This is a genomic window from Microbispora sitophila, from assembly GCF_014892245.1.
Lineage (GTDB): Bacteria > Actinomycetota > Actinomycetes > Streptosporangiales > Streptosporangiaceae > Microbispora > Microbispora siamensis.
The window spans coordinates 100,365-111,530 of the sequence record NZ_JADBGC010000032.1; the positions used below are offsets into that span (position 1 = coordinate 100,365).

An 11,166-nucleotide genomic window follows, 5' to 3' on the forward strand; every position below is an offset into this window, starting at 1 on the left:
TCCCTCGGTGCGATATGGCCCGGCACGGTCATGGGCACGCGTTCGCTTCACAAACCAGCCGTGTTAGCGGTGATTCGTCCCGAAGGTAAGCGTCTTTTGGAGACTTGTGAAGATAGTTTTGGCAAAACGGCGGAACTTTTGCTGGGTTGTGACGAAAGTCCCGCCGGATCGCGGCATGCGGCCGCTCAGGCCCGGCATCACTGCCGTGGCCCGTCACCTGGGATCTACTCCCGGCCCTCGTCCTCCTCGGAGTCCTCCTCGAAGCCGGGGCCGAACGAGTCGAAGCCGTCGTCGAGCATCGCGTCGAGTTGCCGGCGCGTCTCGGCGAGCTCGGCGGCGATCTCCTCCGACGGCTCGGCACCCGCCAGGAACTCCAGCTCGGCGAGCACGGCCCGCATCGCGGTGACGCCGGGCGGCTCCGCCGTGTCCCCGTCCGCCGTGTCCCCGTCCGCCGTGTCTCCGTCCGCCGTGTCCCCGTCCGCTATGTCACCGTCCTCGCCCGTCCAGTCCATCAGCCACGCGGCGGCGCGCAGGCAGCGTACGCGCGGGACGGTCATGCCGAGATCGGCCCACAGCCGCGCGGCCCGCTGGTAGGCGGGCAGCGCCTCGTCCGCCATCCCGGCGAACTGCAGCGACTCGGCGGCCGACCAGGCCAGCTCCGCGTGCAGTTCCCGTGCGCCGGGGTCGTCCTGCACCAGCCGCGCGGCCGTGACGAACTGTTCGGCGGCCTCCCGGTGCCGGCCCAGCTCGGCCAGCGACCTGCCGTACTGCGCCCGCGTCCGCGCGACGGCCTCCCCCTCGTACGGGACCTCGACGCGCGGCATGACCTCCTCGAACAGCGCGGCGGCCTCGCCGTGCCGGTCGAGGAGGTGGTAGGCGCGGGCGGCGGCGAAGGTGTTGTGCAGCGTGTCCGGCTCGGAGAGGCCGTCCCAGCGGGCGGCAGCGGCGAGCGCCGCCCCCACCACGTCGAGTTCACGGCCGGGCTGCCGGATGAGCGCGTCGACGAGAAGGGAGCTCAGCTCCGCCGCCTCCTCGGCGGGCAGCAGGTCTCCGCCGTACTCCAGGGCCGTCGACGCGTAGCCCTCGGCGCTCTTCGGATCGCCCTGATCGAGGGCGATCCGACCGAGCATGCCCGCGGGCCGCGCGGCGTGCCAGGGCATCCCCGCGTCGCGGTAGCGGTCGAGCGCGGACGTCAGATGCGTGCGGGCGGCGTCGAGGTCGCCGAGCATGAGAAAGATCCGGGCCAGCATGTTGTGGTAGGTGCCGGCCCGGCCGGTTCCGCCCAGTTCCTCCGCCGCGGACAGCTCCGCCTCCACCCGGGCGCGCGCCGCCAGGATGTCGGTCTCGGCCGGCCCGTCCGGCCCGTCCGGCCCGGCGAGCGTGTTCATCGCGATGTACGCCCCGGCCCTGCGGGCCGCCAGGTACTCCCCGGCGTCGAGCGTCCCCTGGGCGTACGCGGCGGCGGCCTCGGCGGTGACGGTCTCCGCGAGACCCTCGCCGCCGGCCCGGTCACCCGCGTGAACCAGGGCGACGGCCGCCGCGGCGCGCGCCTCCAGCGCGTGGGCCCGGTCGCCGAGCCGCTCGAACCGTGCCGCGACCGCCAGGAGCCGCGCGTGCGCGGCGCCGGGGTCGCGCTCCATCGCCGTCCCCGCCCTCCTGAGCTCGACCTGCGCGGCCACCGGCTCGGGCAGCTCGGTCTCGGCGGCGCCGACCCGTTCCCACGCCTCGTCCGTGTGCGGGTGGCGCAGTGCGGACAGCCGCCGCGCCTCCGCGACGAGATCGTCCAGGGATGCCTGCGCCGGGCGGGGCGGGGCCGGGACGGCGACCTTCGCCGCCGGCCGCGGCAGCCGTACGGGCGAGCCCAGCGGCAGCCGGTCGAGCAGCGGCTCCCGGCTCAGCCGCGCCGCCACCCGCTCGCTCACGACGCGGGTGCCGTTGCGGGCGTCGTAACGGGCGCAGATGTCGCCGATCTCCCGCTCCAGGTCACCGAGCACGGCCCCCGCCGTACGGCCGCCCACCGGCAGGTCGTCGTGTCCGAGCGCGGCCAGGCGGCGCAGCAGCACGGCGGCGCCGCAGATGAAGCCGAGCCGCCGCGAGACGTCCTCGCCCTGCGGGGTGAGCCATCCGACGTGCTCGCCGAGGATCTCCAGGCCGCGCGCCTCGTTGCCGGTCAGCGCGCAGAACTCGATGTGCCGCCCCACCGTCTCCCGGAGGGAGAGCGTGCGCCGGGCCAGGTGATACCCCTTCAGATGGGCGCCGCGGGCGTCGTCGACGCGGCCCGTCCGCAGCAGGGGCAGGAGGGCATGCCCGAGCACCCGGTGAGGCTCCTCGGCGCAGGTCAGCGTGCCGTCGAGCAGCGGCGCCCAGAACTCCAGCGCGCCCTCGTCGTCGCCTGCGGCCTCCCGCCGCGTGCCCCACCCGTTGTGCTCGCAGGCGTCGCAGTCGGTCATCACGTCCTTGGGCGCGGCGATGGCCGCCTCCATCGCGGCGGCGGCCGTGGCGAGGTCGCCGGTCTCCTGCGCGAGCATCGAGCGCAGCGTGAGCACCGGGCGTGCGCTGTAGCCGTGCTCCCGATAGCGGCTCTGGAGCTCGTCGAGCCAGCGGTGGGTCGTCTCCAGCGGCACGGCGGGATTGTCGACCAGGCTGTGCGTCATCCATTTGAGCTGCCAGTGGATGGAGTAGGTCAGCCGGCCCAGTTCGGCCGGGAAGTCGTCGAGGAGCCGCAGGAGCCGTCCCGCCGCGACCGGCATGCGGTCGCTCTCTGCGGCGTACATGTACGCCTCGACGAGGGCGAGCAGGACCTCGCCCTCAAGCGCGCGGTCGTCGGCCGTGCGAGCCTGCGCGGAGAGCACCTCCAGGCGCTCTGTTTTCTGCCGCCCCTCGGGCAGGGCCGCGCACTCCTCCAGGCCCGCGCGGATCGCGGCGGTGCCGCTCATTGCCCCTCTCCTTCCGGCGCGTCGGTCACGCTCGCCGCGGCCCAGCCGAGCAGTTGGTCGAAGGCCCGGTTCAGCAGCGAGGTGTCCATCGGCCGCAGCGGCCGGTGCGTCATCAGCAACGCCTGGCCGTACAACGCCTCGACGGCGGTGACGAGCAGCGTGCGGTCGCGGATCGTCGCCAGCCTGCGCACCACCGGGCTGCGGTGGTTGAGCACGAGCTGCGCGCGCGGCGCGGACGACTTGAGCGCGCCGAGGATCTCGGCCCACAGCTCGTCGGACTCGGCGGCGGTCTCCGCGCGGGCGCGCTCGCTCCTGGCCGCCCGTGAGTCGAGATGGAGGGCGGACACCGACGCGGGATAGAAGGCGCGCAGGATCACGTCGCACTCCAGCGGGTCGAGCGCCGCGCGGGCCGCGGTGAGGAAGGCGGCCATCGCCAGTTCCTCGCGGGGGTCCACCGAATCGAGAGCCGCGGTGACCGCGTCCGCGTCCAGCTCCTCGACGGCGACCCCCGGCAGGACGCCGGGAAGCGCGGCGACCAGCTCGCCGTCGTAGGTGTAGCCGCCGTTGACCACTCCGAGCCCCTGGGCCGCCGCGATGCCGGCGACCTGCCGGAACTCCTCGACGGAGGACGTGACCCGCACGACCGGGTGCTTCCTGGCGAACTCGGCGAGCGTCACCTCGCCGTCGGTGGTCTCGAAGCGCAGATAGGGCAGCATGATCGCGAAGAGCTCGGTGTCGTGCCTGGCCAGCGACTTGACGCCGAGGGCGTGCACGGACAGGAACGTGGCCAGGCGGCCCGGCTCCTGCGCCGCCAGGCCGGTCAGCCAGTCGCGCAGCCGGGCGCCCAGGGCCTCGCGGACCGCCGCCAGCGTCTCGTCCTCGTACAGCCCCTCCCGGGAGGCGGTGGGGCGCAGGGTGTCGGTGTCGATCACGCAGCGCGCGAAGAAGGCCCAGTCGGGCAGCAGGCCGGTGACCGCGTCGCCGAGCAGCATGCCCTTCAGGTAGACCCGGTGACGGCCCCCGGCGGCCGGGTTGGCCGCGTTCGGCAGGATGTAGGCGGCCCCCCGCACTCCGGCCAGCTCCACGTCGAGCTCGACCACGTCGAGCGCCGCGAAGCCGAGCACCCGCTCGCCGTACGCGAGCAGCGCCGCCCGGCGCTCGGCCGCCGACCGGTACGGGCGGTCCCACACCGGAGGGCTGTCCGTGGTGCGTACCGTCCGCCCGCCTCCTGTCACCGTCACCTCGTACGGCAGCAGCGCGCCGAAGTCGCGGGCCAGGTCGGCCACGAGGTCGGGGGCGAACCACCGCCGCGCCCCCGGCCGGGCCAGCAGGCGCACCGTCGTTCCGGGGGTGCCGACGAGGGCGGCACGCTCGTCCGGCGAGAGCGTCCGCACCGAGTAGGTCCCGTCGGAGGTCGCCGACCACTCCACACCCGGAGCGTCCGGGTCGCGGGCCGACCGGGTGAGCACCTGGATCCGCTCGGCCACGGTGAAACAGGCCAGCAGACCGATGCCGAACTGACCGAGGAACTCCTGCCGGGCACCTTCGAGGTCGTCACGCTTCGACGAGCGGCCGATGGTGGCGAGGAAGCGGTGCACGTCGGCCTCGGTCAGGCCGATTCCCGGGTCGTCGATCCGCAGCCCGTTCTCCTCGACGGTGATCCGGATGTCCGTCGGCGCCGCCGGGTCCACCGCCAGCCGTGCGGTGACCGCGTCCACCGCGTTCTGCAGCAGCTCGCGCAGGTACACCCGCGGGCTGGAGTAGAGGTGGTGGGACAGGAGGTCGACCAGTCCGCGCAGGTCGACCTGGAAGGATCGGGCGTTCCTCGCTAAGTCGTCCGACATGCGCATGATCGTAGCGTCGCGCACCGACACGGAAGGGGCGCTCGCGGCCTTGGCAGACGGGCTCCGGGGGCGTACACCTGAATGTAACAGGTTCTTGTTTTGCCCGGGCGAGGAGCGTCGCATGGGTGCATCCGTAGTGAAATCCGCTTTTCGGTCAGGATTACGGCCGGGGCTGACGCGCCGCGGCTTCCTCGCTGTAACAGGTTTCACTGTCGGGGCGCTCGCTGCGCCGGGCCGCTGGACGGCCGCCGCGGCGGCGCCGCACCGCGCGCTCGCCGACGGCGACCGCGTGCCCGCGCTCGTCATCGGCAGCGGATACGGCGGTGCCGTGGCCGCGCTCCGGCTCACGCGGGCCGGAGTGGACACCCACATCGTGGAGATGGGCCGCGCCTGGACCACCCCCAGAGCCGACGGCCGGGTCTTCTGCGACATGCTGAACCCGGACGGGCGCGCCTACTGGCTGCGGACGAGGACGGCCCAGCCCGTGGGCCATCTCCTGGGGCTGCCGGTCGACCGGGGCATCGACAGGTACACCGGCGTGCTCGACGCGGAGGACTTCCCCGGCGTCCGGGTGTACCAGGGGCGTGGCGTCGGCGGCGGGTCGCTCGTCAACGGCGGCATGGCCGTCGTCCCCAGGCGCGCCTACTTCGAGGAGATCCTGCCCGACGTCGACGCCGACGAGATGTACCGGACGTACTTCCCGCGCGCCAACGCCGGACTCGGCGTGAACGAGGTCGATCCCGTCTGGTTCGAGTCCGCCGAGTGCTACCGGTTCGCGCGGGCCGGCCGCGACGCCGCGCGCCGCGCCGGCTTCGCCACCACGTTCGTGCCGAACGTCTACGACTTCGCATACATGGAGCAGGAGCAGGCGAACCGGGTGCCGCGCTCCGCGCTGGCGAGCGAGGTCATCTACGGCAACAACCACGGGAAGCGGTCCCTCGACAAGACCTATCTGGCCGCGGCCGCGGCCACCGGCAGGCTCACCATCAGCCCGTTGCACACGGTCACCGGGGTCGCCCCCGCGGCCGGTCGCGGATACCGGGTGGAGATGGTGCAGACCGACACCTCCGGCGCGACGGTCGCCACCAAGTCGGTGGTCGCGGACCTGGTGTTCTTCGCGGCCGGGAGCGTCGGCACGAGCAAGTTGCTCGTCGCGATGAAGGCCCTGGGCAGGCTGCCCGACCTGCCCGACGCCGTCGGCCGGGGCTGGGGCAACAACGGCAACGTGATGGTCGCCAGGGCCGGCCACGTGTGGAACCCCACCGGCGCCCTGCAGTCGGGCATGCCGGTCGTCGGCATCGACAACTGGGCGTCGAGCGCACCGGTGTTCGCGGAGATCGCGCCGTTCCCGGCCGGGGTCGAGCTGTGGATCAGCCTGTATCTCGCGATCACCAAGAACCCGAACCGGGGCCGCTTCGCGTTCGACCAGACCACCGGCGCCGTCGGCCTGACCTGGCAGACCGCCCAGAACCGCCCGTCCGTCGAGGCGGCCAGGACCGTCTTCGACGCCGTCAACAGGAAGGAGGGGACGGTCTACCGGTCCGACCTGTTCGGCGTCGGCAAGGTGTGGGGCGACGACCTGACCTACCACCCGCTCGGCGGCTGCGTGCTCGGCCAGGCCACCGACGCGTACGGCCGCCTGCCCGGCTATCCAGGCCTGTACGTCGTGGACGGCTCGCTGATCCCCGGCAGCACGGGCGTCAACCCGTTCGTCACGATCACCGCGCTCGCCGAACGCAACCTCGACAAGATCATCGCGACCGACCTCCAGCGTCCTGGGTAGAGGCCCGGCATGATCTCCATGCCGTCGGGTCGGGTCGAGCGTCCGGTGATGTACCACCGCTGGGCCGACATCACGTTCATCCACTGGAGGTATCCGCCCGAACTCGTGCAGGCGTTCCTGCCGGACGGGCTCACGGTGGACACCTACGAGGGGTCCGCGTACGTCGGGCTCACGCCGTTCCTGATGCGGGACGTGCGGGCGCCCGGCCTGCCGCCGTTGCCGTGGCTGTCGCGCTTCCCCGAGACCAACGTGCGCACGTACGTCAGGGACCGCCGGGGGAGGGGCGGCCTGTGGTTCCTGTCGCTGGACGCCGGGAGACTGCCCGCCGTGCTCGGCGCCCGGGCCACGTATCGGCTGCCGTACTACTGGTCGGACATGTCCGTGACCGGCGAGGGGGCGCGGCGCCGCTACCGCTGCCGTCGCCGGTGGCCGGGGCCCTCCGGGGCACGCTGCGACGCGGACGTCGACCTCGGCGCTCGGCTGACCGAGGCCGAACGGGACGGCCTCGCGGACTTCCTGGTCGAGCGCTACCGGCTGTTCACCGTCGTCGCGGGCCGCCTGGCGACGGCGGAGGTGGAACACCCACGCTGGCCCCTGCACCGTGCCCGGCTCGCCGGGCTGGAGCAGGGACTGCTCGAGGCGGCCGGCCTGCCCGCGCCCGACCAGAACCCGCCCGACCACAATCCGCTCGTGCACGCGTCTCCTGGCGTACTCGTACGGATCGGCATGCCGCACCCGGTCCCCGATTAGACGGCCGCGGCCTCGTCCCAGAAAGCGGCGAGCACCTCGTTCAGTCTCTCCGGCGCTTCCACATGGGGATAGTGGCCGGCGCCGGGGATCGACACGTGGCGTGCGCCGATCCGTTCGGCGGTGACCCGCGCGCACGCGACGAGGGGGACACCGCCGCGCTCGCGATAGGGCTCGGGGCCGCTCTCCCAGGTGCCGGAGACGACCAGCTTGGGGAACCCGGCCGCCCGCAGGGCGGGGAGCGGGATCCCGGCCTCCCAGCACACACGTTCGCGCAGGACGGTGGCGGCCGCGCGGAGCCGGCGCTCGGTCGCCTCCAGCGGTGGCATGCCGGCCGAGTCGGCGGCGGCCCGCAGCCACTGCTCGGGCGTCAGCTCGGGGAGGTCCGCGTAGGCGGCGCGGTTGGCGCGCAGCGCGGCGGCCACCGCCGGGTGGTCGGCCGCCGCCTGGTAGCAGCCGGGTTCGATGAGGGTGAGCGACCGGACCGCCTCGGGCCGTCGAGCCGCGGCGATCATGACCCCTACCGCGCCGTAGGAGTGGCCGACCAGGTGCGCGCCCTCGCCGAGCAGTTCACCGATGTCGTCGGCGTCGGCCAGGTAGTCGCCGGCGAACCGTTCTCCGGCGTCGGGGCTGCCGCCGTACCCGCGCCGGTCGACGAGCAGCAGCCGGAAACGGGCGGCCAGCGGAGCCTGCGCGGCGAACCCGTACTCCGGATCGTCCCCCCAGCTGGTGGAGCCGTGCACGAAGATCACCGGCGATGCGCCGGTGTCCGTGCCCAGCGCGGTCACGTGCATCTCGCCCGGCAGCGGCCCGTTGGCGCGGAACACGGGTGCGAGAGTCATCGGCGCTCCCTAAACGACGTTCGATGCCTTGAACGCTGTATAAGACCGATGAACGCCGATCGTCAACTCCTATAGCGTTGGCTCGTGTCCTCAGATGTTCAGGACGGGTCGGTCTGGCTGCGGCCCCAACGGCCTCCGCGCGACCGTCAGCTCACCCGTGACCAGATCGTCGACGCGGCCGTCGTCGTCCTCGACGCCGACGGGCACCGTGGGCTGTCGATGCGCCGCATCGCCGCCGATCTCGGGGTGACCGCCGGATCGCTGTACTGGTACGTGCGCACGAAGGACGACCTGCTGGAACTGGCACTCGACCGGGTGCTGGGGGAGGTGAGCGCCGATCCGGACGAGCCGGACTGGCGGCGGGCGCTGGCCGCGCTGGCCCGCAGCAACCGGGCGATGCTGCTGCGGCATCCATGGGCGTTGTCGGAGCTGACCGTCCGGCCGAACCTCGGGCCGAACGCTCTGGCGCTGGCCGAGACCGGTCTGCGGCTGCTGGCCCGGGCCGGGTTCGCCGACGCGGACCTCGACGCCGCGATGGCGGCGGTCAACGACCACGTGGTCGGCGCGGTCATCGCCGAGGTCGCCTGGCGGGACACGCTGGCGCGCATGAGTGCGAGCGGAGCCGACTGGAGCGAACGGGCCGACGGCTACCTGCGCGAGGTCACCGGGCGATACCCGATGCTGGGCCGCCGGATGGCCGCCGCCGGCGACCTCGACGTGGAACGCGAGAGCGAGCGGCGCTTCGAGTTCGGCCTGCTGTGCCTTCTGGACGGCCTGGCCGCCCACCGCGCGGGCTGAGGCCCTTCCGGCCGGGAGCCCCCGACGCGTACGAGTCGCGAGACGGGCGACCCGGAGGCGCCACTCCGAAAACAGCAGTCCTGAAAACACCAGTCCCGAAGTCACCGGGGGCGTCAGGCGCCGGGCTCCTCGAAGCGGTCGAGGTAGGCGGCGTACCAGGCGCGCTCCTCCTCCACCAGCGCGTGGCGGTCGGCGTAGACGTGGTCGAACATCGCGTCCACCGGCGGGTCCGGCATGGCGATGACCCCGTTGCGCAGTTCGAGGGCCATGCGGTCGCCCTCCTCGTCGACCTCGGCGAAGAACGCCTCGTCGGCCATGCCCTCCCGCAGCAGGTACGACCGCATGCGCGCGATCGGGTCCTTCTTCCGCCACGCGTCCACCTCCTCGGCCGGCCGGTAACGGCCCGGGTCGTCGGAGGTGGTGTGGGGGCCCATCCGGTAGGTGTGCGCCTCGATGAGGAACGGCCCGCCCCCGGAGCGTACGTGCCGCAGCGCGGCCCTCGTCACGGCGAGGCAGGCCAGCACGTCGTTGCCGTCCACCCGTACGCCGGGGAAGCCGAAGCCCTGCGCGCGCCGGTGGATCGGCCCCCGGCTCTGCCGCCCGACGGGGTGGGAGATGGCCCACTGGTTGTTCTGGCAGAAGAACACCACCGGCGCGTCGAACACGGCCGCGAAGTTGAACGCCTCGCTGACGTCCCCCTCGCTCGCCGCGCCGTCGCCGAAGTAGGCCACGACGGCCGAGTCGTCGCCGTCCCTGCGGACCCCCATGGCGTACCCCACGGCGTGCAGCGTCTGCGCGCCGAGGACGATCGTGTAGAGGTGGAAACGGGTCTCCCGGGGGTCCCAGCCGCCGTTCGTGGTGCCGCGCAGCATGCCCATGAGCGTGAGGGGAGCGATGCCCCGGCACCAGGCGACGCCGTGCTCCCGATAGGAGGGGAACACGTGGTCGTCCGGAGCCAGCGCCCGGCCCGAGCCGATCTGGGCGGCCTCCTGCCCCAGGCAGGGGATCCACATCCCGAGCTCGCCGAGGCGCTGGAGGGCGAAGGCCTCCCGGTCGATCCGCCGCACCAGCGCCATGTCGCGATACAGCCCCCGATACTGGCTCTTCGACAGGTCCAGGTCGTACTCGGGGTGCGCGACACGCTCGCCTTCGGGCGTGAGCAACTGGACCAGATCTTCGGCCTCGTCCTGGCGCCGCACGTCGTCTCCTCTCTGACCACGGTGACCGCTGCCCGGCGCGCCGGACCCCTCATCGTCGACGGGTCGTCGGCACCGTGCGCAGCCAATCATTGCGGCTGTGCGGCGCGAGGGTTCACACGACGTGCCCGCCACGCCGATGAGCTGTGAGTTTGTGTGACCGCCCCGTGACCGCGGTCAGCCGGTCGCGGCGGCGGGGCGCAGTCCCGCGAAGACGATCGCGAGCGTACGGGCCCGCAGATCGGGTTCCCACCGGGTGTGCAGGGACGCCTGGCACACGCCGATCAACAGGGCCATGACCTCCGGCACCCGGACGTCGGAACGTACGGCCCCGGCCTGCTGGGCCTTGGCGACGAGCACCTCGACGGCCTCACGCAGGGCGAGGACCGGCTTGGCGACGGTGACCGGGATGCCGGCCTCGGCGAGCAGGTCGACGACGGTCTTCTTCTCCGCGGCCTGCTCGACGGTGCGGGTGAAGAAGGTGAAGAAGGCGGTGGCGGGGTCGCCCTCGGTCGCGAGCGCCCGGGTCTCCTCGGTCAGCCTGACCGCGACCGCGTGCATGATGGCCTTGAGCAGGGACTCTTTCGTAGGGAAGTGCCGGAAGACGGTCCCGATGCCGACTCCGGCCTTCTGGGCGATCTCCTCGGTCGAGGCGGAGGGGCCCTTGGCCGCGAAGACGGCTTCGGCGGCCTGCAGGATGCGCGTACGGTTGCGCTGGGCGTCGGCGCGCAGCGTCCTGGCCGGCCCTCCGGAGGCGTCCGGCTCGGGAACGCGCTGGTCGTTCGGCATTCCTCGGCTCTCCCCACGCCTCGATTGACATCCGCATTCGCCGGTTCATAGCCTGTAACCGAAGTGGAGACTCCGATTGTAGGTCACGCCGCAGCGAGGAGTGCAGATGTTCGAGAGGTTCACCGACCGTGCGCGGCGGGTTGTCGTCCTGGCCCAGGAAGAGGCTCGGATGCTCAACCACAACTACATCGGTACTGAGCACATTCTTCTTGGTTTGATCCATGAGGGTGA

General features: G+C 72.7%; 9 protein-coding genes. 4 read left to right on the forward strand and 5 right to left on the reverse strand.

Translation table 11 applies throughout. From position 1 onward, the window contains the following. Positions 1-224: 224 nt before the first annotated feature. Both IL992_RS39790 and IL992_RS39795 read right to left on the reverse strand, forming a co-directional pair. The gene (locus tag IL992_RS39790; protein ID WP_193208467.1) at positions 225-2,936 is read right to left on the reverse strand and encodes a tetratricopeptide repeat protein; all 2,712 of its coding nucleotides are present in this window, start codon (positions 2,934-2,936) and stop codon (positions 225-227) included. Beyond that, positions 2,933-4,780, reverse strand: coding sequence for an HSP90 family protein (locus IL992_RS39795; RefSeq protein ID WP_226874645.1), 1,848 nt, complete (start codon positions 4,778-4,780; stop codon positions 2,933-2,935). Before IL992_RS39795 ends, IL992_RS39790 begins: the two co-directional genes overlap by 4 nt. A gap of 121 nt (positions 4,781-4,901) precedes the next feature. On the opposite strand from IL992_RS39795, the gene IL992_RS39800 reads away from it, so the two are divergent. Then, positions 4,902-6,563, forward strand: coding sequence for a GMC oxidoreductase (locus tag IL992_RS39800; RefSeq protein ID WP_193208469.1), 1,662 nt, complete (start codon positions 4,902-4,904; stop codon positions 6,561-6,563). A gap of 9 nt (positions 6,564-6,572) precedes the next feature. Beyond that, a complete protein-coding gene (locus tag IL992_RS39805; RefSeq protein WP_193208470.1) occupies positions 6,573-7,313 on the forward strand; it encodes a YqjF family protein in 741 nt (246 codons plus the stop codon). On the opposite strand, the gene IL992_RS39810 is transcribed toward IL992_RS39805, so the two are convergent. Then, on the reverse strand, positions 7,310-8,152 hold the full coding sequence (locus IL992_RS39810; RefSeq protein WP_226874646.1) for an alpha/beta fold hydrolase: 843 nt from the start codon (positions 8,150-8,152) through the stop codon (positions 7,310-7,312). The genes IL992_RS39805 and IL992_RS39810 overlap by 4 nt on opposite strands. A gap of 84 nt (positions 8,153-8,236) precedes the next feature. Between IL992_RS39810 and IL992_RS39815 the strand changes: the two genes are divergently transcribed. After that, positions 8,237-8,950 carry a TetR/AcrR family transcriptional regulator gene (locus tag IL992_RS39815; protein WP_193208471.1) on the forward strand — a complete coding sequence of 238 codons (714 nt, stop codon included), beginning with the start codon at positions 8,237-8,239 and terminating at the stop codon, positions 8,948-8,950. A 113-nt stretch (positions 8,951-9,063) separates the two neighbouring features. Here the strand turns inward: IL992_RS39815 and pdhA are convergent, their stop codons facing one another. Together pdhA and IL992_RS39825 are read right to left on the reverse strand one after the other, a co-directional pair. Further along, a complete protein-coding gene (gene pdhA / locus IL992_RS39820) occupies positions 9,064-10,149 on the reverse strand; it encodes a pyruvate dehydrogenase (acetyl-transferring) E1 component subunit alpha (RefSeq protein ID WP_319019122.1) in 1,086 nt (361 codons plus the stop codon). A 174-nt stretch (positions 10,150-10,323) separates the two neighbouring features. Then, positions 10,324-10,935 (reverse strand): TetR/AcrR family transcriptional regulator, encoded by a 612-nt coding sequence (locus IL992_RS39825; RefSeq protein WP_193208473.1) that lies wholly within the window; start codon positions 10,933-10,935, stop codon positions 10,324-10,326. Between the two features lie 106 nt (positions 10,936-11,041). Between IL992_RS39825 and IL992_RS49155 the strand changes: the two genes are divergently transcribed. Then, the coding region (locus IL992_RS49155) for a Clp protease N-terminal domain-containing protein (RefSeq protein ID WP_139578418.1) at positions 11,042-11,166 on the forward strand (125 nt) is incomplete at its 3' end.